This window comes from Stella humosa, assembly GCF_006738645.1.
Lineage (GTDB): Bacteria > Pseudomonadota > Alphaproteobacteria > ATCC43930 > Allostellaceae > Allostella > Allostella humosa.
Genome location: NZ_AP019700.1, coordinates 4,010,845 through 4,035,717 on the forward strand (window position 1 = coordinate 4,010,845; position 24,873 = coordinate 4,035,717).

General features: G+C 70.4%; 23 protein-coding genes. 11 read left to right on the forward strand and 12 right to left on the reverse strand.

The annotated features are described in order from the left end of the window. Positions 1-37: 37 nt before the first annotated feature. Both STVA_RS18835 and STVA_RS18840 read right to left on the reverse strand, forming a co-directional pair. The gene (locus STVA_RS18835; RefSeq protein ID WP_123693225.1) at positions 38-544 is read right to left on the reverse strand and encodes a GNAT family N-acetyltransferase; all 507 of its coding nucleotides are present in this window, start codon (positions 542-544) and stop codon (positions 38-40) included. Beyond that, the gene (locus STVA_RS18840; RefSeq protein WP_170216620.1) at positions 541-1,533 is read right to left on the reverse strand and encodes a threonine ammonia-lyase; all 993 of its coding nucleotides are present in this window, start codon (positions 1,531-1,533) and stop codon (positions 541-543) included. Before STVA_RS18840 ends, STVA_RS18835 begins: the two co-directional genes overlap by 4 nt. Positions 1,534-1,621: 88 nt before the next feature. Here STVA_RS18840 and STVA_RS18845 point away from each other — a divergent pair, with 88 nt between their 5' ends. Continuing rightward, entirely contained in the window at positions 1,622-2,344 is a 723-nt protein-coding gene (locus tag STVA_RS18845; protein WP_123693221.1) for an SDR family oxidoreductase, read from the forward strand. Positions 2,345-2,520: 176 nt separating this feature from the next. Here the strand turns inward: STVA_RS18845 and STVA_RS18850 are convergent, their stop codons facing one another. Beyond that, positions 2,521-4,020 (reverse strand): serine hydrolase domain-containing protein, encoded by a 1,500-nt coding sequence (locus STVA_RS18850; protein ID WP_142235820.1) that lies wholly within the window; start codon positions 4,018-4,020, stop codon positions 2,521-2,523. A 160-nt stretch (positions 4,021-4,180) separates the two neighbouring features. Next, positions 4,181-4,471, reverse strand: a complete 291-nt coding sequence (locus tag STVA_RS18855) for a hypothetical protein (protein WP_123693218.1) — start codon at positions 4,469-4,471, stop codon at positions 4,181-4,183. Positions 4,472-4,825: 354 nt separating this feature from the next. Here STVA_RS18855 and STVA_RS18860 point away from each other — a divergent pair, with 354 nt between their 5' ends. Together STVA_RS18860 and STVA_RS18865 are read left to right on the forward strand one after the other, a co-directional pair. Beyond that, on the forward strand, positions 4,826-5,236 hold the full coding sequence (locus STVA_RS18860; RefSeq protein WP_123693217.1) for a hypothetical protein: 411 nt from the start codon (positions 4,826-4,828) through the stop codon (positions 5,234-5,236). A gap of 13 nt (positions 5,237-5,249) precedes the next feature. After that, positions 5,250-6,239 carry an ABC transporter ATP-binding protein gene (locus tag STVA_RS18865; RefSeq protein ID WP_123693214.1) on the forward strand — a complete coding sequence of 330 codons (990 nt, stop codon included), beginning with the start codon at positions 5,250-5,252 and terminating at the stop codon, positions 6,237-6,239. Between the two features lie 12 nt (positions 6,240-6,251). Here STVA_RS18865 and STVA_RS18870 read toward each other — a convergent pair whose 3' ends face one another. Both STVA_RS18870 and STVA_RS18875 read right to left on the reverse strand, forming a co-directional pair. Next, the gene (locus STVA_RS18870; protein WP_123693212.1) at positions 6,252-7,190 is read right to left on the reverse strand and encodes a tetratricopeptide repeat protein; all 939 of its coding nucleotides are present in this window, start codon (positions 7,188-7,190) and stop codon (positions 6,252-6,254) included. A gap of 127 nt (positions 7,191-7,317) precedes the next feature. Next, a complete protein-coding gene (locus STVA_RS18875) occupies positions 7,318-8,817 on the reverse strand; it encodes an amidohydrolase family protein (protein WP_123693900.1) in 1,500 nt (499 codons plus the stop codon). A gap of 104 nt (positions 8,818-8,921) precedes the next feature. Here STVA_RS18875 and STVA_RS18880 point away from each other — a divergent pair, with 104 nt between their 5' ends. Continuing rightward, positions 8,922-9,995 carry an ABC transporter ATP-binding protein gene (locus tag STVA_RS18880; RefSeq protein WP_123693210.1) on the forward strand — a complete coding sequence of 358 codons (1,074 nt, stop codon included), beginning with the start codon at positions 8,922-8,924 and terminating at the stop codon, positions 9,993-9,995. Here the strand turns inward: STVA_RS18880 and modA are convergent. Continuing rightward, positions 9,979-10,749 carry a molybdate ABC transporter substrate-binding protein gene (gene modA / locus STVA_RS18885; protein WP_197735675.1) on the reverse strand — a complete coding sequence of 257 codons (771 nt, stop codon included), beginning with the start codon at positions 10,747-10,749 and terminating at the stop codon, positions 9,979-9,981. The genes STVA_RS18880 and modA overlap by 17 nt on opposite strands. A 148-nt stretch (positions 10,750-10,897) precedes the next feature. On the opposite strand from modA, the gene STVA_RS18890 reads away from it, so the two are divergent. The 5 genes from STVA_RS18890 (at position 10,898) to STVA_RS18910 (ending at position 17,649) form a co-directional block, all read left to right on the forward strand. Beyond that, positions 10,898-12,304, forward strand: a complete 1,407-nt coding sequence (locus STVA_RS18890) for an MATE family efflux transporter (RefSeq protein ID WP_123693208.1) — start codon at positions 10,898-10,900, stop codon at positions 12,302-12,304. 60 nt (positions 12,305-12,364) lie between these two features. Continuing rightward, the gene (locus STVA_RS18895; RefSeq protein ID WP_123693206.1) at positions 12,365-14,152 is read left to right on the forward strand and encodes an SLC13 family permease; all 1,788 of its coding nucleotides are present in this window, start codon (positions 12,365-12,367) and stop codon (positions 14,150-14,152) included. A gap of 122 nt (positions 14,153-14,274) precedes the next feature. Then, complete coding sequence (locus STVA_RS18900) at positions 14,275-15,792, forward strand: ABC transporter substrate-binding protein (RefSeq protein WP_123693205.1); 1,518 nt, start codon at positions 14,275-14,277, stop codon at positions 15,790-15,792. Between the two features lie 31 nt (positions 15,793-15,823). Continuing rightward, positions 15,824-16,774, forward strand: a complete 951-nt coding sequence (locus STVA_RS18905; RefSeq protein WP_123693203.1) for an ABC transporter permease — start codon at positions 15,824-15,826, stop codon at positions 16,772-16,774. After that, positions 16,771-17,649 carry an ABC transporter permease gene (locus STVA_RS18910; protein WP_123693201.1) on the forward strand — a complete coding sequence of 293 codons (879 nt, stop codon included), beginning with the start codon at positions 16,771-16,773 and terminating at the stop codon, positions 17,647-17,649. The genes STVA_RS18905 and STVA_RS18910 overlap by 4 nt, the downstream gene beginning before the upstream one ends. A 5-nt stretch (positions 17,650-17,654) precedes the next feature. Here the strand turns inward: STVA_RS18910 and STVA_RS18915 are convergent, their stop codons facing one another. From STVA_RS18915 to STVA_RS18925, 3 genes are all read right to left on the reverse strand, one after another. Then, complete coding sequence (locus tag STVA_RS18915; RefSeq protein WP_211345487.1) at positions 17,655-19,085, reverse strand: Fic family protein; 1,431 nt, start codon at positions 19,083-19,085, stop codon at positions 17,655-17,657. Between the two features lie 135 nt (positions 19,086-19,220). Continuing rightward, complete coding sequence (locus STVA_RS18920) at positions 19,221-20,012, reverse strand: inositol monophosphatase family protein (protein ID WP_123693199.1); 792 nt, start codon at positions 20,010-20,012, stop codon at positions 19,221-19,223. A gap of 29 nt (positions 20,013-20,041) precedes the next feature. Then, on the reverse strand, positions 20,042-21,247 hold the full coding sequence (locus tag STVA_RS18925; protein ID WP_245978456.1) for an NAD(P)/FAD-dependent oxidoreductase: 1,206 nt from the start codon (positions 21,245-21,247) through the stop codon (positions 20,042-20,044). A 178-nt stretch (positions 21,248-21,425) separates the two neighbouring features. Between STVA_RS18925 and STVA_RS18930 the strand changes: the two genes are divergently transcribed. Further along, positions 21,426-22,106, forward strand: a complete 681-nt coding sequence (locus tag STVA_RS18930; protein ID WP_123693197.1) for a hypothetical protein — start codon at positions 21,426-21,428, stop codon at positions 22,104-22,106. A gap of 2 nt (positions 22,107-22,108) precedes the next feature. Next, positions 22,109-22,399 (forward strand): hypothetical protein, encoded by a 291-nt coding sequence (locus STVA_RS27725; protein ID WP_170221606.1) that lies wholly within the window; start codon positions 22,109-22,111, stop codon positions 22,397-22,399. On the opposite strand, the gene STVA_RS18940 is transcribed toward STVA_RS27725, so the two are convergent. Together STVA_RS18940 and STVA_RS18945 are read right to left on the reverse strand one after the other, a co-directional pair. Continuing rightward, positions 22,400-24,043 (reverse strand): AMP-binding protein, encoded by a 1,644-nt coding sequence (locus tag STVA_RS18940; RefSeq protein WP_123693193.1) that lies wholly within the window; start codon positions 24,041-24,043, stop codon positions 22,400-22,402. Beyond that, positions 24,040-24,861: an ion transporter gene (locus STVA_RS18945; protein ID WP_197735677.1), complete on the reverse strand. Its 822-nt coding sequence runs from the start codon at positions 24,859-24,861 to the stop codon at positions 24,040-24,042. Before STVA_RS18945 ends, STVA_RS18940 begins: the two co-directional genes overlap by 4 nt. Between the last annotated feature and the right edge of the window lie 12 nt (positions 24,862-24,873).

A 24,873-nucleotide genomic window follows, 5' to 3' on the forward strand; every position in this document is an offset into this window, starting at 1 on the left:
GCCGGCCGGGCCGCCCTGGCGACGCCGGGCGGCCCCCCTACCCTGCAAGCGCGGCCAGCGCCGCCGTGCCCAGCACATGCTCGCGCACGCCATACTCGCGCGCGCCGATGCCGGCATAGAAGGCGTGGGCACCGGCGTTCTTCTCGTTCGACGACCACCACATGAAGGTCCGGCTGCGGCGCCGGGCGGCCCGGGCCACGGCGACCAGCAACGCACGGGCGACGCCGCGTCGGCGCGCCCGCGCCAGCACGAAGATGTCCATGAGGTAGATGCCGCGCTCGCAATAGACGCTGCTGTAGGCGTCATTGTCGAAGCTGTAGCCGACCGGGCGGCCGTCGATCTCGGCCAGCCAGGCGCGGAACTCCGGCCGGCTGCCGAAGCCGTCGGCCAGTAGTCGCTCGGCGGTGATATGGCGGGTGGGGTCACCCTCGTGCCGGCTGAGCGCCCGGCTGAAGCGCACCAGGGTCGGCACGTCGGCGGCCACCGCGCGGCGGACCGCGATCGTGCCCTTCCCCGTTCCCGTCCCCGGTGCGCCGGTGGTCACGCCGGCTTGCTCATGGCCAGCAGCTTCTGCACCATCGCCTCGGTCAGGTTGCCGCCGGTGACGACCGCCACCGTCTTCTTCGACTGGTCGACCTTGCCGGCGAGGTAGCCGGCCGCGGCCACCACGCCCGCCGGCTCGCCCATCACCTTGGCGCCGAACAGCAGGGCGCGGAAGGCGTCCGCGATCGCCTGCTCGGGGATCAGCACCACGTCGTCCATGTATTTCTGCAGGTGGCGGAAGGGGAACTCGCCCGGGCGCACGGCCGAGAGGCCGTCGGCCATGCTGTCCCAATGATCGATCAGGGTGGGCTCGCCCTTCTGGCGCGAGACGTAATAGGCGTTGGCCCGCTCCGGCTGGACGCCGATCACCTTGATGTCGGGGCGCAGCAGCTTGATGGCCGTCGCCGTGCCGGCCGCCATGCCGCCCGAGGAAACCGGCACCAGCACCTGCTCGACGTCCGGCATGTCCTCGACGATCTCCAGCCCGATGCCGGCATGGCCGAGCGAGACCGGGCGATCCTCCCAGGTGTCGATCGCGGTCATACCGCGCTCCTTCGCCACCCGCTCGACGGTCGCCTGGCGCTGCGAGGCATCGGTGCCCGAGAAATAGACCTCGGCCCCGTGCGCCCGGGTGGCGGCCACCTTGTACGGGCTGGTGTGGTCCAGCATGACGACCACGACCGGCACCTGCATGATGCGGCCGGCCAGCGCGAAGCCCTGGGCGAAGTTGCCGGACGAGGTCATGACCACACCCCGGGCGCGTGCCTCCGGCGACAGCGCGTTCATGACGGCGAACGCCGCGCGCGGCTTGTAGGCGCAGGTGACCTGGTGCGTCTCCAGCTTCAGGAACAGGCGCTCGGCACCGATGGCCAGCGGCTCGCCCGCGAAGGGCACGATCGGCGTGCGGCGGATGATCGACGGCATGGCCGCGCGCGTGGCGCGGATCTCGTCCAGCGTGATCAGCGGACGAGCGGTGGCGGAATCGGGCATCGTCGGGGGCTCCAGCGGGCGGGGATGGGGATGGCTGGCCAGGACGCTAGCATGGGGTGGGCCCCGCGTTCTATTCTCTGCCCCACCCATGGCACCTTCCCGCACCATCCTCATCACCGGCGCCAGCCGCGGCATCGGGCTGGCCGCCGCCCATCATTTCGCGGCAGCCGGCCACCAGGTCATCGGCGTCGCCCGGTCCGCCGTGCCCGCGGGCTTCCCGGGCCGCTTCCACAGCCTTGACCTGGCCGCCGACGACTTCGCCGAGAAGATCGCGGCGGTGACAGCCGCGACGCCGGTCGACGTGCTGATCAACAATGCCGGGGCTGGCCGGATGGCCCATCTCGGCACGGTGAAGCTGGAGGATTTCGACGCCATCGTGCGCCTGAACCTGACGGCGACCCTGCTGGCGACGCGCGCCTGCCTGCCGCACATGCGCGCCCAGGGTTGGGGCCGCGTCGTCAACGTCGCCAGCCGGGCGGCACTGGGCAAGGACGGGCGTACCGTCTATGGCGCGACCAAGGCCGGGCTCTTCGGCTTCACCCGCACCTGGGCACTGGAACTGGCGGCCGAAGGGGTGACGGTCAATTGCGTCGCCCCCGGCCCGATCGAGACCGAGATGTTCCGCGAGCACAACCAGCCGGGCAGCCCAACCGCGCAGACCGTCATCGGCGCCATCCCCGTGAAGCGGATGGGCCAGCCCGAAGAGGTCGTCTCGGCGCTGGCCTTCTTCGCGGGCGAGCATGCCGGCTTCACCACCGGCCAGGTGCTCTATGTCTGCGGCGGCCTGACCGTGGCGCGCGACCCGATCTGACCGCCGCGTCTCGTTGGGGCAGCGCACGCCGTTCGCCGCTGCCAAGTCGCCGGCGGGCCTATGCCCGGGATGCTGCACCATCGCCCCATTCTCCGGTTGCCCTGGCCGGGTGGACTGCCACCCGGCCAAGTCATTGATCGCAGCGACAAAACCGGATGACGGGCGGCCGGGCTCCCCTAGTCCGCCGCAGCAGAGCGTGGCGCCTCAGACACCGCAGCGATGGCGGCCGCCCCCACTCCGTCGAGCGCCTTCAGATCAAGTGTATGGTCGGTTTCGTTGGCGACCGCGATCACCAAGCCCTGCCGGCGCAGCATGATCACCTTCTGGTCGGACGCCCCCGACGCCCACACCGCATCCACCGGCAGGCTCGGGAACTGGCCGTCGAGGTTGGTGCGGAAGCAGCCGGCATAGTGGTTGCCGAAATGGGTGGAGGTCAGGGCATAGTCGGCCCAGCCCTCCGGCAGCAGGCGCTCCCCGTTCCACACGCCGTCCTGGATGTAGAGCAGCCCGAAGCGGGCATAGTCGCGCAGGCAAGCGAAGCCCGAGCCCGACGCCACGAAGTTCCCCACCCGGTCGGCCGAATGCTGGTAGCTGGCCATGCCGATGCGGTCGGCCAGCAGGCCATAGACCGTCTCGTGATAGGGCAGCCCGCGGGCCTCGATGCGGTCGCGGATGATCGAACCCAGGACGTTCAGGCCGGTATTGATGTAGCGATAGACGGCACCCGGGCGGGTGGCGACGATCGCCCGCTGGGCGGTGTCGAACGCGTCCTCGCCGTCATAGTAGACGAAGCTGTTCTCGAAGATGACCGAGCCGCGCCCCTCGCCGTCGACGGCTGCGAAGGCGAGGCCCGAGCGCATGCGCATCAGGTCGTCGATGGTGATCAGGTGGTGGATGCAGCGCGGGTCCTTCCACAAGGGCGCCGGCGCCGGGTCGTAGACCGAGTTCAGCCAGCCCTCATGGATCATCCGGCCGATGATGGTGCCGGTGATCGCCTTGGTCATCGAGAAGCTGGGGGTGATCCGGTCGGGCGCGCCATGGTCGGAATAGCGCTCGGCGACGACGCCGTCCGGCGTCGCCACCAGCACGCCATAGATGCCGGACGAACCCGCGAACAGCCGCTCGATCGCCTGCTCCAGCGCCGCCGGCCCGCGATTGCGCCCGGGCGTGGCACCGCCGTCGCCCAGCGGCCAGGCCCGCGCGCGATCGGCGGCCGGGCGCTGGATCGGTTGCGGGGTGAATGCGGGCTCGGCATGGCGGCCCAGCACGATGCCGCCATAGCCCGGCCGGGCGACCGCATGGCCGACGACGGGCGCGCCGAAGGCCGGATCGGTCCAGGTGACGGTGGCGCGGCGGTCGGCATCGTCGGTCGCGACCGTGACCTGGCCCGTCTTCCAGGCGGCTGCCACCTCGGCCTGGGCGGCCGACACGTCCGGCTCGTCCTCCAACCCGCCAGAGCGGCCGGACGCCCGCGGCCGGAAATGCCGGTCGGCCTCGGCCCGCGACAGGCCGCTCACATACATCATGTCGACATAGCGCTTGGCGCTGTAGGACACGACCTTCTCGCGCAGCGCACGCGGCGACTGGTCGTAGAAGAAGGGCGCGGGGGGCGCGCCGACGCCGGCAGGCAGGAGCGGCGGGATACGGTCGAAAAGGGCGCTGGGGGCGCGGGCCATGGGCGGCTCCATCGGAAAGGTTGCCCGATCTTGCCTCCCCATCCGCCGGCGTGCAAATCGCCAGTTGCCTTCCCCTGATAGCCAGAAAGGCCGCCCCTAAAACGGCGAAGGCCGCGGATCGCTCCGCGGCCTCGTTGCCGTTCGTGGTGGGTCCCGGCGTCTAGCGGCCGAGCTTCTGGTCGGCTTCGACCGACTGGCCGAACTTGCCGTCGTCGAGATTGCGACCGTACTTGCCCTCGTCCATGTTGCGGCCGTACTTGCCTTCGTCGGCATTCGCACCGAACTTGCCCTCGTCGGCGTTGGCGCCGAACTTGCCCTCGTCGAGCAACTGGCCGTACTTGCCGTCATCCTGGTTCATGCCGAACTTGCCGGCATCGAGCGACAGGGGGGAAGCGACGGCACCGAAGGCGATCAGCGAAGCGATGGCAGCGGCGGAAATGAGCTTGGTCATGGGAACCTCCTGGTCAGTCTGGCTGGGCGACCCGGTCCATCCCCGCGCCGTCCTCATGACCAGAAGGTAGTCCCGCGGCCGACCGACGGCGAATCACGCTGGGTCACTCCGCAGTGAGCGATGGATGACCGTTTCGTGATCGTCGCCGGCCCTCCACGAAACCGTAACGGCGGCGTGGCAGGGTCGCCCCATGCTGATGCACGACCTCGTCGACTCCCTGGCCCGCGGCCTCGCGGTCACCGGCCTCGCCATCGCCGTCCTGGCCCTGGCCGGCATGCTGCACTGACCGCCGCCGCGACGGCCGGGCCAGCTAGGGGCTGGCCGGCGGCCGCATATCGCGCTATCGGAAGAGGCATGCGACGTCCCGGTATCCAGGGAGCGGTCCTGCTCCTTCCCCTTTCGCTGCTTGCCGCCTGCGGCACCAGCGCCTCGTCCTCATTCTCGGAGACGACCACCTATCGCTGCGCGCTCGGTCGCAGCTTCCAGGTGACCGTGCGGACCGGCGATCCCAAGGTGGCGCTGGATGCCAACCGCAACCGCCTGCTGCTGGCCCGCCCGACTGTCGAGGGCGACGAGGGCAAGAGCCGGTCGGCGGAAAAGACCGCCACCCTGACCGGCCAGTACACCAACGGCGCCGTCGGCCTGGTGCTGGATGGCGAGCAGGCGACGGTCGAGAACCTGCCGGGCGGCCCCTACGACAATTGCCAGGCCGCCGGCCCGGCCGACCGGCGCGCCAGCGACGCACCGCCGCTCAAGGTCGAATAGGCGACGCGGCCCTATGGCCCGCCCGCTCCTGCAGGTCGAGGGGCTGACGACGCTCTTCCACACCGACCGCGGCACGGTGCGCGCGGTCGACGGCATGTCCTTCTCGCTGGAACGCGGGCGCACCCTGGCGGTGGTCGGCGAATCGGGCTGCGGCAAGAGCGTCACGGCCCTGTCGATCATGGGCCTGCTGCGAAGCCCGCCGGCCGAGATCGCGGCCGGACGCATCCTCTTCGAGGGCGAGGACCTGCTGGCCCTGCCGCCCCGGCGGCTCCAGGACCTGCGCGGCGACCGCATCGCCATGGTCTTCCAGGAGCCGATGACCTCGCTCAACCCGGCCTTCACCATCGGCGACCAGATCGCCGAGGCGATCGTCCGCCATCGCGGCGTCAGCGCGGCGGAGGCCAAGGCGCGGACCATCCAACTCCTGGCCCGCGTGCGCATCCCCGCCCCCGAGCAGCGCTTCGGCGAGTATCCGCACAAGCTGTCGGGCGGCATGCGCCAGCGCGTGATGATCGCGCTGGCACTGGCCTGCGACCCCGACCTGCTGGTCGCCGACGAGCCGACCACGGCGCTCGACGTCACCATCCAGGCGCAGATCCTGGCCCTGCTGCGTCGCCTGCGCGACGAGAGCGGGCTGGCCATGCTGCTGATCACCCACGACCTGGGCGTGGTTGCCGAGATGGCCGACGATGTCCTCGTCATGTATGCGGGGCGCGTGGTCGAGCGCGCGCCCGTCGCCCGCCTCTTCGCCCAGCCCCAGCACCCCTACACGATCGGCCTGATGGGCTCCGTCCCGCGCCTGGACGACGACGGCCAGCGCCTGGCCGCCATCGAGGGCCAGGTGCCAAGCCCGCTGGCGCCCCCGGCCGGCTGCCGCTTCCACCCCCGCTGCCCCTTCGCCGAACCGGCCTGCCGGGAGGCCGAGCCGGTATTGACGGCCGTGGCCGCCGACCACGAGGTCGCCTGCCGCCGCGCGCCGCTGGGGATCGAGGCGGCAGCGTAGGGACTGCCCTCGCTAAAGCCGCGACGTCGGCAAGTTCGCGGCCTGGTGGCGGTGGGTCCATTCCTGGACGAGGCGCTGGGCCACGGCCATCTGCTCTTCCGTCAGGCGGGCGGCGACGCGGTCGCGGTTGCCGGCACCCTGGCGGCGGCATTCGGGGTCGCTGGAGTTGATGGCGGCGGCCGCGAACCACTGGTAGGCGCGGGCGTGGTCCTGCGCCACCCCGCGCCCTTCGTCATAGAGGGCGCCGAGATTGACCTGGGCGCAGGCGTTGCCGGCGTCGGCCGCGCGCGCGTACCAGGCAGCCGCCCGCGCCGGATCGACCGGCGCGCCCTGCCCGTACTCATGCATGAGGCCGATGTTGAACTGCGCGGAGGCGTCGCCACGCTCGGCCGCCTGGCCGAACCAGTGCAGGGCCGAGGCATAGTCCTGCGCCACGCCCAGGCCGTGATAATGCAGGTTGGCCAGATTGAACTGGGCATCGACATTGCCGCGCTCGGCGCCGCCGCGATACCAGCGCGCCGCCTCGGCATGGTCCTGGGCCACGCCCTGGCCCTTGTCGTAGCGCAGGCCCACCTTGAACGACGCCGACGGATCGCCGCGCTCGGCCGCCAAGCGGAACAGGCGGAACGCCTCCGCCGGGTCGCGGGCCACGCCGTTGCCGGCCTCGTACATCATGCCCAGCAGATACTGCGCGCTGGGCCGGCCGCGGTCGGCGGCCTGGCGGTAGAGGCGCACCGCCTCGGCATGGTCGCGCGGCACGGTCAGGCCCAGTTGGTGAAGGATGCCGCGGCTTTCCAGCGCTTCCGCATCCTCTTCCTCGGCCGGAGCGGCCGGCGGCTGCATCCAGGCGTCCATGCCGCGCCCCTCGACCCCGGGCGACCGCAACGATGCCTGGGCCCCCGAAATCGAGATGGCCAGCCCCATCCCGGCGATGATCGCGATGCGCAGCACGTGAACCCCCTCCGATCGAGATGGCCGACCAATTGCCCTGGCCTTGCCCAAATTCAGCAATCAGCATGCCTCAATCGGGGTGGCGGATGGGGATGGGACAAACCGTCGCGGGGATCTTGCCCTTTCGCTATACCGTCTCCAGCGCCAGCGGGAACGCCTCGTCGGCCGTGCGCCCGGCCCAGTCCTTGTCGGGCACGCGTTCCAGGGCGCGCTGCTGGCCGGCGGTCAGGATCGCGCCCGCGCGGGTGACGTCGATGGTCAGCACCTCGCCACCCCGCACCACCTGGCGCCCGCCGACATAGACGTCGGTGATCGGCCGCTCCAGCGCGGAAAAGATGAAGCTGCGCAAGGGGTCGCGCAGCGGCTGCATCATCGGGTGGTTGCAATCGACGACGACGACATCGGCCTTGCAGCCGGGCGCCAGCCGGCCGATGTCGTCGCGCTGGAGGGCACGCGCGCCGCCGACCGTGCCGGCATGGAACACGTCCTCCACCTTCGTCGCGTGGGCATCGCGGGCGGCGACCTTGCCCAGGATGGCGGCCCAGCGCATCTCGTCGACGAAGTTGTGCGGGTAGGTGTCGGTGCCGAGCCCGATATTGATGCCGGCCGCCCGATAGCGCCCGAAATCCTGCAGCACCACGCCACCACGCACGAAGTTGTGCGGACAATGGGCGACGTGCGAGCCCGAATCGGCGTTCCGGCCGAGGTCGCGCTTCTCGGGCCAGGCGATCCAACTGTGCTCGTCGATGAAGATGGCGTGGCCGATGATGAAGTTGGGCGCCAGCAGGCCCAGCGATTCCAGCCATTCGATCGGCGTCTTGCCGTGGCGGCGCACCATCTCGCGGAACTCGACGACGCTTTGGGCGGCATGCAGGGTCATCGGCAGGCCGCGCTCGCGCGACGCGTCGCGCGCATCCTGCAGCAGGTCGGCGGTGCAGGTGTCGATCTGGCCCGGGGCGACCATGCCGAAAAGCCGATCGGACGGGTGGCGGGCGACCTGGTCCAGCAGGGCCAGCGCCTCGTCGAAGGCACGCCGGCCGGCCGCCTCGTCGAAGGCGTAGAGCACCTCGTGCCCGTTGCGCGTGTACCAATAGCCCGACCGGAAGGACGGGGCCAGACACACCCGCATGCCGGTCGCCAGCGCCTCGTCGATCCAGCCGGCCCGGTTGGGCGAATAGTCGACGAAGGTGGTGACGCCGCTCTTCAGCATCTCCCACATGGCGATCTGTCCCGCCGCCATGCGGGCGTCGTCGTCCTGGTAGATCTGCGGGTTGTCGCGCGCGGCCTGGCTCTCCGCCAGCGTCGTGGTGTAGTTCGAGCGGCCGACCAGCACCGTGTACTCGTAGAGCGTGCTCATGCCGAGCTTGCGGCTCTTGGTCTCCTCCGTCAGGCCGCGTAGCAGCGGCTCCGACGTCGGGTGCGAGTGGATGTTGACGAAGCCGGGCAGGATCAGCCTGTCCTTGCCCTCGACGATGACATCGGCCGACCCCGCATAGCCGCGCCCGACATGGACCAGGACGCCGTCGCGGAACACCACGTCGGCGTCGCGCATATAGACGTGGCGGTCGCGGGCGGCGTCCCAGCCCACCACCCAGGATGCGTTGCGGATCCAGGTCGTGCTGCTCATCATGTCCCCACGGGTCGATCGTCCGGCCCGCATGTTCGCCATCCGCCGGCCCGAATGCCAGCCCCCTGGCGCTCGGGCCGGCAGGACCGCAAGATGCCCCGACCATGACCGCGCTGCTCGAAGTCGACAACCTCGCCAAGCACTTCCCCGTCCGCCGCGGCGTCCTGCAACGGGTGCGGGGCCAGGTGAAGGCGGTGGACGGCGTGTCCTTCACGCTGGCGGCAGGCGAGACCTTGGCCGTCGTCGGCGAATCCGGCTGCGGCAAGTCCACCCTGGGCCGGCTGGTGCTGCGCCTGATCGAGCCGACCGCCGGGTCCGTGCGCTGGAAGGGGCAGGACATCTTCGCGCTCGCCCCCGGCCCCCTGCGGGCGCTGCGGCGCGAGATGCAGATCGTCTTCCAGGACCCCTACGCCTCGCTCAACCCGCGCCTGACGGTGGGCGAGATGGTGGGCGAGCCGCTGATGCTGCATGGGCTGGCGCGCGGGCGGGCAGCCGAGGCCAGGGTGGTCGAGCTGTTGCACCTGGTCGGGCTGGCGCCGGAGCATGCGCGGCGCTACCCGCACGAATTCTCGGGCGGGCAGCGCCAGCGCATCGGCATCGCCCGGGCGCTGGCAGCCGGGCCGCAGCTATTGGTGGGCGACGAGCCGGTGTCCGCGCTCGACGTGTCGATCCGCGCCCAGGTGGTGAACCTGCTCCAGGACATCCAGCAGCGGCTGGGGCTGGCCTATCTCTTCGTCTCGCACGACCTGGGCGTCGTGCGCCATGTCGCCGACCGGGTCGCGGTCATGTATCTGGGCCGGATCGTCGAGCTGGCGCCCAAGCCCGCTCTCTATGCCGCACCGCGCCACCCTTACACGGCGGCATTGCTGGCCGCGATCCCGGTCGCCGACCCGCGCCTGAAGCGCGACCGGCCGATCCTCGAGGGCGACGTGCCGAGCCCGATGGCGCCGCCACCGGGCTGCCGCTTCCACACCCGCTGCCCCTACGCGATCGACCGCTGCCGGGTGGAGAGCCCGGCCCTGACGGCCGACGCCGCCGGGCATGCCGTCGCCTGCCACCGCTGGCAGGAACTGGCGCCCCTGCCCTCGGCCGTGGCGGAAACGGTGGCGATCGACCCGCGGCTGGCCGCCCTGCAGGGTGCCTTCCGGCGCCGGCCGGAGGTCAGCGCAGGGGCGTGAAGCCCTGCTTGACGAAGAACGGCGTGGCCTCCGGCGAGCGCAGCCAGGCGACGAAGCCCGCCGCCTCCGGCACGGAATCCTTGGTGAGTGCCACCGGATAGATGATCGGCGGATGGCTGTCGGCCGGGAAGGTGCCGACGATGCGCACGTTGGGCTCGGCCGCCGCATCCGTCGCGTAGACGATGCCGAGCGGCGTCTCGCCACGGGCAACCAGCAGCAGGGCGGCCCGTACGTTCTCGGTCTGGGCCAGCTTGTCGGCCACCGCCGGCCATAGCCCCAGCTTCTCCAGCGCCGCCTTGCCGTACTTGCCGGCCGGCACCGAATCCACCTGCCCCATGGCCATGCGCCCGCCGCCCAGCAGGCCGGCCAGGTCGAGGCCCGGGCCGACGGTGCCCTTGGCGGCCGAGTCCTTCGGCGCGACCAGGACGATGCTGTTGCCGAGCAGGTTGGCCCGGCTTTCCGCCCGGATCAGTTTGCGCTGCTGAAGATAGTTCATCCAGTCGAGGTCCGCCGACAGGAAGACGGAGGCCGGCGCGCCCTGCTCGATCTGCCGGGCCAGCGCGGAGCTGGCGGCGTAGGAGACCTTGGCCGGGGCGCCGCCGCGCCGGCCCCATTCGGCCACCGCCTCGTCCAACGCCGTCTTCATGCTGGCGGCGGCGAAGACGAGCACGCCGCGCTGCTGGGCCGCGGCCGGCTGCACCAGCCCCACCGCAAGCGCCATCCACGCCACCACCGAAACGAAGCCGAGCCGCATGATCCATCTCCCGGATACGATATATTCGAAGCAATATATCGATTCAGTCGGAACGGGAACCCCGGGATTGCCGGAGGGCGGGAAAGGCCGGAGATTGCGCACCCCACCGGCCCGCCCGAGTCCCCCGTTGCCCGATCCCACGCCCGCGATGCCCGCATCCGCTTCCCCTGCCGCCCCATGGCGGCGCGAGGCCCCGTCCGCCCCTTGGCGGCGCGAGGCCGTCGCCACGCTGGCACTCGCCTGGCCGCTGATCCTGACCAACCTGTCCCAGGCGGCGCTGAACGCCATCAACCTCGTCTATATCGGCACGCTGGGCCCGGACCAGTTGGCAGCGGCCGCCATGGCGACCAGCCTCTATCACGCGGTCATGATCTTCTGCATGGGGCTGGTGTCGGCCACCATGCCGATGCTGGCGACCATCCTGGGGCGCGGCCGGCATGTCGTGCGAGAGGTGCGGCGCACCGTCCGCCAGGGGTTGTGGAGTGCCGTGCTGATCTGCCTGCCGGTATGGCTGCTGCTGTGGCAGGCGGAGCCTATCCTGATCGCGTTCGGCCAGCGGCCCGATCTGGCGGCCGTCGCCGGCGGCTACATGCACAGCCTGCAATGGGCGCTGCTGCCCTATCTGGGATACCTCGTCCTGCGTTCGCTGCTGGCGACGATGCAGCGGCCGCGCTGGACGCTGCTGGTGGCAGCCTTCGCCATATTGGCCAATGCCGGGGCCGGCTGGGCGCTGATCTTCGGCCGGCTCGGCCTGCCGGCGATGGGGCTGACCGGGGCCGGCATCTCCACCACCTGCTCCAGCCTGGTGCTGTTCGCCGGCATGGCGATCGTGCTGACGCGTCATCCGGCCTTCCGCCGCTATCGCATCTTCGGGCGCTTCTGGCGGCCGGACTGGCCGCGACTGCGCCAGATGTGGCGCCTGGGCATCCCAATGGCGATCACCTTCGCGCTGGAGACCTCGATCTTCTATGCCGCGGCCATGATGATGGGGCGCATCGGCGCCGACGCGCTGGCGGCCCACGCGATCGCCATCCAGATCGTCTCCCTGGTGTTCATGGTGCCGCTGGGCCTGGGCCAGGTGGCGACGATCCGCGTCGGCCGCGCCCGGGGGGCCGGCGATGCCGCCGCCGTAGGGCGGGCCGGCTGGTGCGCCCTGGCGATTGCCGGCGCCTTCATGTGCACCAGCGCCCTGGCGATGACGCTGATGCCGGGGCCGCTGGTCGGCCTGTTCCTGGACCGCGCCCGGCCGGAGAATGCGGCCGCCGTCGCCCTGGCGATCCTGCTGCTGGGCTATTCCGCGCTGTTCATGATCGCCGACGGCGGCCAGGCGGTGTGCGCCGGCATGCTGCGCGGCCTGCACGACACCAGGGTACCGATGATCCTGGCGGCCATCGGCTATTGGGGGCTGGGCCTGCCCTTCGGCATCCTGCTGACCTTCCCGCTGGGCCTGGGGCCGGTGGGTGTGTGGATCGGCCTCACCGCCGGGCTGGCGGCCGTCGCCATGCCGATGCTCGTGCGCTGGTGCCGACGCAACCGGCTGCTGGGCGAGGCATAGCCCCGGAACCCGCCATCGTCCGCCTCGTTGACCGGGGCGGCAGCCGGGGGACCGCTTCGCATGACCACGCCGCAGATACTCGCGATCGCCATCTTCGGCCTGACGCTGGCCGGGTTCGTCTGGGACCGCGTGCGCTACGACATCGTCGCGCTGACCGCGTTGGCGGCCTGCGTCGTGGCCGGGCTGGTGGAGCCCGACAAGGCCTTCGCGGGCTTCGGCAATGCCGCTGTCATCACGGTGGCCGCCGTGCTGGTGCTGAGCCAGGCGCTGGCGCGCTCGGGCGTGGTCGCCCTGGTCGGCCAGCGCATCGACCGCATCGTCTCGACCCCGATGCAGCAGACCGCACTGCTGTGCATCGTCGGTGCGGCATTGTCGGCCTTCATGAACAATGTCGGCGCGCTCGCGATCATGATGCCGATCGCCATCGCCGGCGCCCGGCGCTTCAACTCGTCACCGGCCCTGGTCCTGATGCCGCTGTCCTTCGCCACCATGCTGGGCGGCATGTGCACGCTGATCGGCACGCCACCCAACCTCCTGGCGGCGGGGTTCCGCGACCGCTATGGCCAGCCGGCGTTCGACATGTTCGATTTCGCGCCCGTCGGCATCGCAATCACCGCGGCCGGCATCGCCTACATGGTCGTGGTGGCCCGCTTCCTGATGCCGACCGACCGCAAGGGCCAAGCCTCGGCCATGGAGCAGTTCGACGTCGGCCATTATGTGACCGAAGTGCGGGTCGCCGCCGGATCGGAGCTGGCCGGCCAGACCGTGCAGGCGATCGAGGACGCCAACGACGACCGGCTCTTCGTCGTCACCTTGTCGCGCCAGGGACTGCGGCTGCGCGGTCGCTTCCCGACCACGATCCTGACGGCCGGCGACGAAATGCTGGTGCAGGCCGAAGCCGAGCTGCTGCAGGGCCTGGTGCGCAGCGGCGCCTTGGAACTGGTCGCCGCCCACACCAGCGCCGGCCTGGAGGAGAAACCGGCCGAGCCCGCGGCCATCGACACCGCCGAGGTGATCGTGCCGCCGACGAGCTGGATCCAGGGTGCCACCGCCCGCAGCCTGCGCCTGCGCGCGCGGTTTGCCGTCAACCTGCTGGCCCTGTCGCGCCGCGGTCGGCCGGTGGCGCAGCGGGTGCGCGACACGGCCTTCGCGCCCGGCGACGTGCTGCTGCTCGAAGGCGACGCCGACCGGCTGACCGACGCCATCCGTGAGATGGGGTGCCTGCCGCTCGCCAACCGTCGCATCGCGCTGCAGCCGTTCCGGATCTACAGCTCGGTCGCGATCATGGTGGCCGCGATCGGGCTCGTCACGGCGGAGCTGCTGCCGGCGCCGATCGCCTTCATGCTGGGCGTGCTGGCCGTGATCGCCTGCCGCATCCTGCCCCTGCGCGACCTGTACGAATCCGTCGAATGGCCGGTGGTCATCCTCCTGGGCGCCATGATCCCGGTGGGGGGCATCCTGGAATCGACCGGCCTGGCCGAGATCGTCTCGGGCGGGGTGGCGGGCGCCAGCGGCAGCCTGCCCGACTGGGGCATGCTGGGACTGGTCCTGGTCGCGACGATGGTGCTGACGCCGGCCCTCAACAATGCCGCGACCGTCATCGTCATGGCGCCGATCGCCATCGGCATCGCCCAGCAACTGGGCGTCAACCCCGACGCCTTCCTGATGGCGGTCGCGATCGGCGCTTCCTGCGACTTCATCACCCCCTTCGGGCACCAGAACAACACGCTGATCCTGGCCCCCGGCGGCTATCGCTTCTCGGACTACTGGAAGATGGGCCTGCCGCTGGACGCGATCGTGCTGGCGGTCGCCGTCCTGTTGCTGCCCATCGTCTTCCCGCTGCGGTAGCCGAAGTGGCGGGTTGCCGATCCCGCCCGGCCGCGCTTACCATCGCCGCCATCGGATGGGGACCGGAGCCAGGCGCGCAAGACGCCAGCCCAGCCCAGCAGGCAGGAACGGGGAGATCACAGATGAAGCGCCTGATCACGCTCGCCTTCGCGGCGAGCATGTTGGCTGGCCCCATGCTGGCCGGGCATGCCGGCGCGCAGACCACCCTGCGCATCGGCCTGGCCGAGGACCCCGACGTGATGGACCCGACGACGGCCCGCACCTTCGTCGGCCGCATCGTCTTCTCGTCCATCTGCGACAAGCTGCTCGATATCGACAAAGACCAGAAGCTGATCCCGCAGCTTGCGACCGAGTGGGCGTGGTCGGACGACCAGAAGCAGCTGACCATGAAGCTGCGCCCGAACGTGAAGTTCCATGACGGCGAGCCGATGGACGCGGCCGCGGTGAAGTACAGCCTGGAGCGGCACCTGAACTTTCCGGGCTCGCGCCGCAAGGGCGAGATCAGCCAGATCACGGCCATCACGGTGGTCGACCCGCTTACCGTGCGCATCGACCTGTCGGTGCCCTTCGCCCCGCTGCTGGCGCAGTTCACCGACCGCGCCGGCATGATCATGTCCCCCAAGGCGGCCCAGGCGATGGGCGACAAGTTCGGCTCCGCGCCGGTCTGCGCCGGCCCCTACAAGTGGGTGGAGCGCGTCCAGCAAGACCGCATCGTGGTCGAGCGCTTCGCCGACTATTGGGACAAGGCCAACATCCATTTCGACCGCATCGTCTACCAGCCGGTGATCGACGCCACCGTACGCCTGGCCAACCTGCAATCGGGCCAGCTCGACCTGGTGGAGCGGGTGGCGGCGACCGATGTCGAGGCGGTTAAGAAGAACAACCGCCTGCGGCTCGTGCAGGCGACCGAGCTGGGCTATCTCGGCCTCAGCTTCAACATCGCCAACGGCGACCGCGCCAAGACCCCGCTCGGCCAGGACCCGCGTGTGCGGCGCGCGATCGAGCTCGCCATCGACCGCGACATCCTGAACCAGGTTGCCTTCGAGGGGCTGTTCAAGGCCGGCAACCAGTGGGTGTCGCCCGAGAGCCCGTGGTACGTGAAGTCGATGCCCGCCCCCAAGCGCGACGTGACGCGGGCCAAGCAGTTGCTGAAGGAGGCGGGCGTGCCCAACCTCTCCTTCACCGCCAACCTGCCGTCGGGCAGCGAGAACGCCCAGGTGGCGCAGATCATCCAGGCGATGCTGCAGGAAGCCGGCATCGACATGAAGCTGCGCACGGTGGAATTCGCGACCTCCCTCCAGATGGCGGCCAAGGGCGACTTCGAGGCCTATTTCATCGGCTGGTCGGGCCGGGTCGACCCAGACGGCAACATCTGGACCTTCAACTCCTGCGAGGCGGCCCAGAACGACGGGCGCTACTGCAACCCCGAGATGGACCGGTGGCTGAAGGAGGCGCGCTCGACCAACGACCGCGAGCGCCGCATGGCCGCCTACGAGCAGGCGATGAAGATCCATCAGGCCGACATGCCGCGCGTCTATCTCTACCACCGCACTTGGTTCTACGGCCTGTCGACCAAGTTGCAGGGCTTCCAGGCGCCGCCGGACGGGCTGGTGCGGGTGCAGGGGCTGAAGGCGGGCTGAGCCGGGGCGCGCGGCGTCCCCACGCCCGTCCATGGGCAGCCTTCCGGCCTTCATCGCGCGCCGCCTGCTCGTCGCCCTGCCGACGCTGCTGGTCGTCTCCTTCATCGTCTTCGGGCTGCAACTGCTGCTGCCGGGGGACCCCGCGCTGCTGCTGGCGGGGGAGGACCGCGACCCGCAGGTCATCGCCTACATGCGCGAGCTCTACCGGCTCGACGAGCCGATCTGGGTGCAGTACGGCGACTGGGTCCTGCGCCTCCTCCAGGGCGACCTGGGCGAGTCTATCCGGCTCAAGGAATCGGTCGGCGGCCTGATCGCCACCAAGCTGTGGGTGACGGCCGAGCTGGCGATCCTGTCGATGCTGTGGGCCGTCGCCATCGGCGTGCCCGCCGGCATCGTGGCAGCCGTGAAGCGCGACACCATCTGGGACTGGACGGCCAGCGCGATCGGCCTGGCCGGCCTGTCGATCCCCAATTTCTGGCTGGGGATCATGATGATCCTCTTCTTCTCGGTGCAGCTCGGCTGGTTGCCGGCATCGGGCTATGTCAGCCCGTGGGAGGACCCGGTCGGCAACCTGGCGGCCCTCGCCATGCCGTCCTTCGTGCTGGGCTCTGGCGTCGCCGCCGTCCTGATGCGCCACACCCGCTCGGCCATGCTGACGGTGCTGAACGCGGACTACATCCGCACCGCGCGCGCCAAGGGCCTGGCCGAGAAGCGGGTCGTGCGCCGCCATGCGCTGCGCAACGCCCTGGTGCCGGTGGTGACGCTGGGGGCGATCCAGCTCGGTGAATTGCTGGGCGGGGCCGTCCTGACCGAGCAGGTGTTCTCGATCCCCGGCTTCGGCAAGCTGATCGTCGATGCCGTCTTCAACCGCGACTATGCCGTGGTCCAGGGGGTGGTTCTGGTGACGGCGCTGGCCTTCATCCTCCTCAACCTGGTGGCCGACCTGATCTATTTCCTGGTCAATCCGAGGATGCGCGGATGACCGCGGCCGCTCCCCTCGTCGCAACCGCGGGGCAGGCGCCGCGTGACCGCTTCCGGGCGTGGCGCCGGCTGCGGCGGCGCAAGGCGGCGATGGTGGGCCTCGTCGTCTTCGCGATCTTCGTGCTGGTGGCCCTGGCGGCCCCTTGGGTCGCCCCCTACGACCCGCTGAAGACCAACTTCCTGCTCGTGCGCAAGCCGCCATCGGCGCTCTACTGGTTCGGCACGGACGAGATCGGCCGCGACGTCTTCTCGCGCGTCGTCTGGGGCGCCCGGGCCTCGCTGCTGGCCGGCGTCGTGTCGGTGGCAATCGCCGTCGCCATCGGCGTGCCGCTGGGCCTGCTATCGGGCTATGCACGGGGCTGGGTCGACGGCCTGCTGATGCGCATCACCGACGGCCTGCTCGCCTGTCCCGGACTGATCCTCGCCATCGCCATGGCGGCCTTCCTCGGCCCCAGCCTGACCAACGCCATGATCGCCATCGGCATCACCGCCATGCCGGTCTTCATCCGGCTGACGCGCGGCCAGGTGCTGGCCGTCACGGTCGAGGACTATGTCGAGGCCGCGCGCGCGCTGGGCAACCCGCCGATGCGCATCGCCATCCGCCACGTCCTGCCCAACATCCTGCCGCCGATCATGGTGCAGGCGACGCTGGCGATGGCGTCCGCCATCATCGCCGAGGCCGCATTGTCGTTCCTCGGCCTCGGCCAGCAGCCGCCGGCGCCCTCCTGGGGATCGATGCTGAACGTCGCCCGCAACTTCATCGGCCAGGCGCCCTGGATGTCCTGGTGGCCGGGCCTGGCCATCGTCGCCGTCGTGCTGGCCCTCAACCTCCTGGGCGACGGCCTGCGGGATGCCTTCGACCCGAAGGAAGACTGACGGCGCTATCGGCCCGCCATCGCGCCCTGAATGGCGGCTTCGATCGCCGACACTTCCCCCGCCGACAGTTCGGCAAACAGCGGCCGCTTGGCCGCAGACAGCCTGCCGTCGTTCTGCAGGCAGAGTTGCACCAGAAGGACGGCCCGCCGATCCGGCATGTCGACCAGCGACCGGACCGACGCCAGCGCGCGGTCGAAAAGGGCGATGAAGTCGAGCTCCTCCCCCAGATCCCGGCGGACGGCATCCAGCACGCGCTCGTGGAGGTACTCGGCAAAAGCCGTCGCATCGAAGTAGCGGTAGAGGTCGCCCGTGGCGTTGGCGACGACGACCTCGCGATCTCCCGTCCAGCGCCAGTCGACCAAGCCCGACAGCGGGCCCGAGAATCCCTCCAGAACGCGATCGTAGCCGCGGCGATCCCGCATGATTGCGGCCGACACCGGCAGGACCAGACCATCCGGACTATACCCCCGGCGGGCCAGCACATGGTGGATCAGCAGGCGGTGGATACGCCCGTTGCCATCCTCGAACGGATGGATGAACACGAAGGCGAAGGATGCGACGGCGGCCGCCGCGACGGGATCGATGGCAGGATCCATCAGCCGGTCGAACAAAGTGGCCCAGCCCTCCATGAGCCCCGGCACGTCCTCTGGCCGCGGACAGACATAGTGAACCACCTCCCGATGGCCCCCCATGGTCTCGCCGACAAAGGTCTGAAAGTCCCGCCAGTCGTCGGCGGCGTAGCGCGGATCGACGATCGCGGCCTGCAACGCGACCATGGCGGCCTTGTCGGTCGGATCGAGACGGGGCGCCGCGCGCAGGGCCGCGACGAAACGCTCTACCCGCCCGGCGCTCGGCGTCTCTCCCTCGATCGCGAAGGAGGATCGCGTCTCCTTGGCGTAGAGATAGCCCAGCGCGCGCGCCAGCACCGCCGGGTCGGCCGCGGCCACCAGGGCGCGCGCCTCGCCATCGACGGCCAGATCCATCTGGCGCTTCAGACGGGCCGTGCGCCGCACCACCGGGCAAAGCCCGCGACCGCCCAGCAGGTTGTCGACCACGCGGTGCCGGCGGCTGTTGCGGCGCCCGGCGACGATGTGCCGGCCAGGGTCGAGCGCACCCACATAATTGCCGCCGGCCGCGTCCGGTAGATCGAGCATGCGGCCGACGAAGGTCTCATAGAAGAACCAGGCCCGGCGGCTGAACGCGCCGCTGGGCTCGGAGAGGACCCAGCCTTCTATCACCGCCGGATCGATCGCCTTCATGGCAGCAACCATGATGCCGATGTCCGTTGGCTCGTGGCGCAACGCGAAGCGCAGATGGGCGACCACCTCGCTCTCGACGGCGTATCCCGGCGGATAGAGTTCTATCGTGCGGTCGCCGTCGGTCTCGGTGCGCCGGGCGCCAGCGAAGAGCCGTGCCTCGCTCGCTGGCGGGGGCACGGCCAAGCCCAACTGTTGTCGCAGCCAGGCTTGGCCCAGGAGGCCGGACGTATCTTTCGCTGCGGTCCGCATCGTCCGATATCGCATACAGTGATGCGATATCGAATACAAATTGCCCCTGGGATGCGAAACCCCTTATCCGATCCCGCTCGCCTGCGACAGCGCGTCCCGGATGCCGGGTGCGGCGGCCAGCACGGCGTTGCCGCGCACCAGGCCCTCGCCGCCCGCCAGGAAGTCGTTGGTGACACCGCCCGCTTCCTCGATCATCAGCAGGGCGGCCAGGCAGTCCCAGGCATTGATGTGCAGCTCGACATAGCCGTCGACGCGGCCGTCGGCGACGTAGGCCAGGCCCAGCGCACCCGAGCCGCCGCGGCGGAAGCTGGCGCCGGCGCCGACCACGCGGTCGAGCAGGTCGAGATATCCGGCGATCGGCAGGCGCGAGGACCAGCCGACCTCGATGACCGCATTGCGCAGGCTGGCGGCATCGCTGACCCGCATCGGCCGGCCGTTGCAGGTGGCCCCACCGCCACGGACGGCGGTGAACATCTCCTGCGAGATCGGATCGTAGATCACGCCCAGTTCCGTGCGGCCATCCACCACGAAGGCGATCGCGATGCAGAAGAGCGCGATGCCGCGGGCGAAATTGGCGGTGCCGTCGATCGGGTCGATGACCCAGAGCCGGGGACCGACCGTGCCGCCGCCCTCCTCGCCCAGGAAGGTGTCGCCGGCGAACGCCGCCCCCAGGCGGGCCACGATCAGCCGCTCGACGGCGCCATCGGCCGCCGTCAGGTAGTCCTGCGGCCCCTTGAACTCGACCTTCAGGCTGTCCCGGTTGGTGAAGTAGCTGCGGGCAAGGTCGCCGGCCTCGCGCGCGACGGCGCAGGCGGCGAGGAACCGGCGATCCAGTTCGCCCTGGTCGAGGATCATGCTGGGGAAGACTTTCGCTGGAGGATGGCTCAGACGACGTTCAGTTCGTGGACCAGCCGGCCCTCGGCGAAGCGGGTATAGGCGAAGCGCGACAGGTCGAGCGTGGTGAAGCCATCATGCAGGATCAGCTCCGATACCGCCCGGCCGGTGGCCGGCGCCTGCTGCAGCCCGTGGCCCGAGAAGCCGTTGGCGAATACGAGGTTCGTCACCTCGGGATGGCGGCCGATGATGCCGTTATGGTCCACGGTGTTGAAGTCGTAGTGACCGGCCCAGGCGTTCGACAGCTTGATCGCCTCAAAGGCGGGAATGCGCTCGGCGATCGTCGGCCAGACGACATCGTCGAACATGGCGTAGTCGATCTCGAGGTCGTCGCAGTCCGGGTCCTCGGCCTCCGGCGGCGAGGTGCCGCAGACATAGGCCGCGCCCTCGGGCCGCACCCAGACCCCGTTGGGGCAGATCACCAGCGGCATCGTCGGGAAGCGGTCCTTGCAGTCGAAGACATAGACGAAGCGCTTGCGGTGGGCGACCGGCAGCGCCACCCCCGCCAATGCCGCGACCCGCCCGGCATTGGGGCCGGCCGCGCACACCATGGTGCCGCAGGCGATGCGCCCGCCCGATGCCAGGCCGACCGCCGTGACCGCGGTGCCGGCGCCGTCGCGCTCGACCAGGACCACCTCGTCCTCGACATAGACCGCACCCTGGGCGCGCGCCTTGCGGCGGAAGGCCATCAGCAGCGTATAGGGGTCGAACCAGCCCTCGTTGGCGGTGCCGAAGGAGCCGGCCGCAATGCCGTCGGTCGAGAGCCACGGGAACTTCGCCACAAGCTGGGCCGGGTCGAGCAGTTCGACCGCGGCGTCGCAGGCGCGCTGCACCGCGTGGTTGGCCTCCAGCACCGGCATCCCACTTTCGCTGGCCAGGAACAGGTAGCCGTTCTCGCGGAAGCTGACATCCACCGGGTCGCCGTCGACCGCCAGATGCTCGTCGAGGCGGCGCAGGAAGCCCATGCCGAACTGCGACATGCGGATGTTCTCGGGCGTCGAGAACTGCTGGCGGATCGACCCGGCCGAGCGCGGGGTCGACGCGCGGGCATAGGTGCCGTCGCGCTCCACCACCACGACCCGGCCGCTCCAGGCGGGGTCCCGGGTCAGGAAATAGGCGGTGGCGGAACCGACGATGCCACCACCGACGATGACGACGTCGGCGCTGGCGGGTGCTTCGGGCGGGGCCATGGTCATGCCCGCTTCTCTAGCAGATTCCGGACGATCCGGCAGTCCCGTCGCCGTCGCTCGGCACCATCTGGCGGCGAAACAGAACCGCCGAGTGAAACCAATAATTCAACAAGTACAGCGGCTTGTGGAATCATAGACGGCGCTTATACTTGGCCACCTCAAGCGGTCCCGCGAGGCGTCGGCCATGAACGACATCACCGCGCTGCTCGACAAGACGGAACAGTTCGAGCGGATGGTCCTGCTGGCGCAGCAATGCGCGCCGGCATTCTTTGCCATCCTCTTTGCCCTCGTCATACCGGTATTCGGCCAGCGCTGGCTGCTGGCGAGCCTGGATGCCAAGATCGAGGATCGCAAGCAGCGCGACATCGTCATCGAGACGTCGCGGCGCTACTGGCGGATGAACTCCATCTTCGCCATCGTCCTGGTCGCCGTGGCCATCCTCTGGTTCTTCTACGTCCAGATCTTCGTGGCCTTTCCCGACCAGCAGCGACGCAGCCGCGAATACGTCAACGCCCGGCTGGAGGAGAGTTGGAACCGCAAGGTCTTCGAGGGCTACATCTATGCCTCGGCCGACGACGTGCTGATGCACTTCTTCGACGATCCGCGCTACCGCATCTACATCCACCCCGAGGAGAACCACAATCCGCGCCGCTACCGCTTCGTCGTCATCCATACTGACGACGGCACCGGGCCCAAGCGCATCAAGTACCACTACATGACCCGCGCGCTATACGAGGTGGCGTTGAAGGAGAAGCTGGGCTTTCCGCCAACCGAGCTGGAGCTGTGCTTCAAGCCCGACGTGGTCAGCTACACGCTGCGCAGCAGCGACCGCGACGTGATGCCCGCCTTCGATCCGGGGTGCTGACGATGATCCGCATGGCCTTCTGCCTGCCCTTTGCGATAATGGCCCTGCTGACGTCGCTGCCCGTGGCGGGCCAGACGGCCACCTGCACGCCGCAATGCGTGCAGTCCTACCAGGCGCGCGGCCTGCCGGCGTGGGAGGCGCAGCGGGTCTGCCGCTGCACCGGCGCCGGCGGCGGCACGGCCGCCAACTGCGTCACCACCACCGGCACCTGCCGCATGTCGACGGCCGTCCAGCCCGGCACCGCCTGCGTCTGTGCGTCGGCGCAGGGGCCGGTCGCCGGCCGGGCGCAATAGTCAGGCGTCCGCCGCCAGCCGCCGCGTCGCCTCCTCGCGCAGCCGGGCGCGCTGGATCTTCATGCCGTTGGCGCTCTCGGTCGTGGGGAAGGCATCGACCGCGAAGATACGGGCCGGTACCTTGTAGCGGGCCAGGACGGCGCGACCACGCGCCTGCACGGCCGCCTCGTCGAGGATCGCCCCGGGGGCCAGGATGACGAAGCCCACGGCCCGCGGCCCGGCCGGGGTGTCGGCGGCCACGACCTGGGCCTGCACGATCCCGGCCTCGTCCTCCAGGAAGGCCTCGATCTCGCGCGGGGCGACCAGGAAGCCACCCAGCCGCATGACGTCGCCCGCCCGCGTCAGGTAGACGAAGCTGCCATCCGGCTCGCGATAGCCGATGTCGCCCGTGCGCAGGAAACCGTCGGCGGTCAGCGCCTCGGCCGTCGCCGCCGGGTTGTCCAGGTATTCGGCCATCAGGCTGGGACCCGATGTTTCCAGCAGCCCCGCCTCGCCATCGGGCAGCGCGCGTTCGCCCGCGCCCTCGCCGTCTGCGGCCACCACGCGCACCCGGCCGCCCGGCGCCACCGGCATGCCGCCGGCCAGCACCCGGCGGCCGGCCGCATCGTCCAGGCCACGCATGGCGTAGAGCGCCTGCACCTCGCTCATGCCGTAGAGGCCGTGCAGCCGCGTGCCGAAGCGGTCGAAGGCATCCACCAGGTCGCGCCGCTCCGGCGCCTTGAAGGCGGCAAAGCCGCAACGGCCGAGCGAGGCCAGACGGCGGCCGGACGGGTCGGCCGCCAGCATGCGCTCCAGCATGTCGTCGGTGGCGTTCGTCGCCGTCAGCCGGTGGCGGGCGATCGCCGCCACCGCGGCCTCGGGCTCGAAGAAGGGCTGGATCGCCATGGGGGCCGCCGCTGCCAGGCTCGCCATGACCTGGCAGAAGCCGAACACGCCGCAGAACGGCAGCGACTGCAAGGTCGCCTGCCCCGGCACGAAATAGCCCATGGCAGCGGCCGACTGGGCGGCATGGGCGGTCAGCGAGCGGTGCGGGTGCAGGACGAACTTCGGCGCCTTGGTGGTGCCCGATGTCGTGAAGACCGCGGCTCCTGCCCCGGCATCGTCCACATCCCCCGTCCAGGGCGGGGCCGCGGCGAGATCGGCGAAGGACTGCCGCCGGGCATGGGCCAGGGCCGCCGGCAAGGGCGGCACCGGCTCGCCCTCGTCATGGAGGATGACGCTTTCGACCCGCGAGAACGCGGCCGGGTCGGCGGCGGCCAGGATGTCGAGAAAGCCGATGTCCTTGAAGCCCGGCCACAGGCAGATCGCCTTCACGCCGCCGCGCCCGACGAGATCGGCCATCTCGCGCTGGCGGAAGCGGGTGTTGGCGCAGAAGACGATCGCCCCCAGCCGCGCCGCCCCGAAGAAGAAGGCCAGCCAGGCCGGGCCGTTGGGCAGCCACAGCATCACCCGGTCGCCGCGGCCGATGCCCAGGCGGGCTAGCCCGCCCGCCACCCGGCGGCTGGCGAGCGCCATGTCGGCGAAGGTGCCGCTGCGGTCGCCATACCACCAAGCGGTGCGGCCGGCATGCCGTTCGGCGACCGTGTCGAGGAAGCGGCCCAGCGTCGGGGCGGCGTCGGTTATCATCATGGTTGCGGCGGTCATGGTTGCGGCCGGGCCACCGCCCCCTCCTGGCCCGCATCGGGCGCCACCGGCTCCATACGCTCATGATGATAGCGCCGCAGCGCCTCGGCAAACGCGGTCGCCAGGATGCCGGTCGGGGCCGCGATCAGGCCGATGGCAGCCAGCGCCGTCATGCCGGCCAGGATCCGCCCCAGCGCCGTCACCGGATAGACGTCGCCATAGCCGACGGTGGTCAGGGTGGCGATCGCCCACCACATGGCGCGCGGGATACTGCCGAAGGCCGCCGGCTGCACGTCGCCCTCGATCAGGAACATGAGCGTGGCGCTGAAGATCAGCACGACGAGCGCCACCAGCAGGCTCAGCAGCAGTTCGGGCAGGCGCGCGCGCAGGGTCATCAGCAGGATCGTGGCCGCGCGCGAGAACGGCCCCAGGCGCGAAAAGCGCAGCAGGCGGAACAGCCGCAACAGGCGCACGATCTGGGTGTTGCCCGCGATCTCGCCCAGGAACAGCGGCAGCACCGCCACCAGGTCGATCAGCGCCATGGGTGTCACGGCGTAGCGCAGGCGGCCGGCCAACCCGCGATAGCGCGGGTCCTCGCCCACCGCGATCATGCGGGCGACATACTCTGCCAGGAAGATGGCGCCGAAGATGCGCTCGGACCACAGGAAGAAGCCGGGCGCCAGGTCGCTGATCGCCTGTTCGGTGTCGACGATGGCGATGATGGAACTGGCGACGATGCACACCGCCAGGACCCGGTTCACCCAGCCCGCCGACCGCGAGGCGCGGCCGGTCGGGTCCAGCAGCCGGTGCAATCGCAGCGAAATCGGCATGCGCGTCATTTGGCCCCCCGG

What these genes read in the sequence shown, in the direction of transcription:
- STVA_RS18840 (WP_170216620.1), bottom strand. Translation starts at nt 1,533, where the DNA reads ATGCCCGATTCCGCCACCGCTCGTCCGCTGATCACGCTGGACGAGATC.
- STVA_RS18845 (WP_123693221.1), top strand. Translation starts at nt 1,622, where the DNA reads ATGGCACCTTCCCGCACCATCCTCATCACCGGCGCCAGCCGCGGCATC.
- STVA_RS18850 (WP_142235820.1), bottom strand. Translation starts at nt 4,020, where the DNA reads ATGGCCCGCGCCCCCAGCGCCCTTTTCGACCGTATCCCGCCGCTCCTG.
- STVA_RS18855 (WP_123693218.1), bottom strand. Translation starts at nt 4,471, where the DNA reads ATGACCAAGCTCATTTCCGCCGCTGCCATCGCTTCGCTGATCGCCTTC.
- STVA_RS18860 (WP_123693217.1), top strand. Translation starts at nt 4,826, where the DNA reads ATGCGACGTCCCGGTATCCAGGGAGCGGTCCTGCTCCTTCCCCTTTCG.
- STVA_RS18865 (WP_123693214.1), top strand. Translation starts at nt 5,250, where the DNA reads ATGGCCCGCCCGCTCCTGCAGGTCGAGGGGCTGACGACGCTCTTCCAC.
- STVA_RS18875 (WP_123693900.1), bottom strand. Translation starts at nt 8,817, where the DNA reads ATGAGCAGCACGACCTGGATCCGCAACGCATCCTGGGTGGTGGGCTGG.
- STVA_RS18880 (WP_123693210.1), top strand. Translation starts at nt 8,922, where the DNA reads ATGACCGCGCTGCTCGAAGTCGACAACCTCGCCAAGCACTTCCCCGTC.
- modA (WP_197735675.1), bottom strand. Translation starts at nt 10,749, where the DNA reads ATGCGGCTCGGCTTCGTTTCGGTGGTGGCGTGGATGGCGCTTGCGGTG.
- STVA_RS18890 (WP_123693208.1), top strand. Translation starts at nt 10,898, where the DNA reads ATGCCCGCATCCGCTTCCCCTGCCGCCCCATGGCGGCGCGAGGCCCCG.
- STVA_RS18895 (WP_123693206.1), top strand. Translation starts at nt 12,365, where the DNA reads ATGACCACGCCGCAGATACTCGCGATCGCCATCTTCGGCCTGACGCTG.
- STVA_RS18900 (WP_123693205.1), top strand. Translation starts at nt 14,275, where the DNA reads ATGAAGCGCCTGATCACGCTCGCCTTCGCGGCGAGCATGTTGGCTGGC.
- STVA_RS18905 (WP_123693203.1), top strand. Translation starts at nt 15,824, where the DNA reads ATGGGCAGCCTTCCGGCCTTCATCGCGCGCCGCCTGCTCGTCGCCCTG.
- STVA_RS18910 (WP_123693201.1), top strand. Translation starts at nt 16,771, where the DNA reads ATGACCGCGGCCGCTCCCCTCGTCGCAACCGCGGGGCAGGCGCCGCGT.
- STVA_RS18920 (WP_123693199.1), bottom strand. Translation starts at nt 20,012, where the DNA reads ATGATCCTCGACCAGGGCGAACTGGATCGCCGGTTCCTCGCCGCCTGC.
- STVA_RS18925 (WP_245978456.1), bottom strand. Translation starts at nt 21,247, where the DNA reads ATGACCATGGCCCCGCCCGAAGCACCCGCCAGCGCCGACGTCGTCATC.
- STVA_RS18930 (WP_123693197.1), top strand. Translation starts at nt 21,426, where the DNA reads ATGAACGACATCACCGCGCTGCTCGACAAGACGGAACAGTTCGAGCGG.
- STVA_RS27725 (WP_170221606.1), top strand. Translation starts at nt 22,109, where the DNA reads ATGATCCGCATGGCCTTCTGCCTGCCCTTTGCGATAATGGCCCTGCTG.
- STVA_RS18940 (WP_123693193.1), bottom strand. Translation starts at nt 24,043, where the DNA reads ATGACCGCCGCAACCATGATGATAACCGACGCCGCCCCGACGCTGGGC.
- STVA_RS18945 (WP_197735677.1), bottom strand. Translation starts at nt 24,861, where the DNA reads ATGACGCGCATGCCGATTTCGCTGCGATTGCACCGGCTGCTGGACCCG.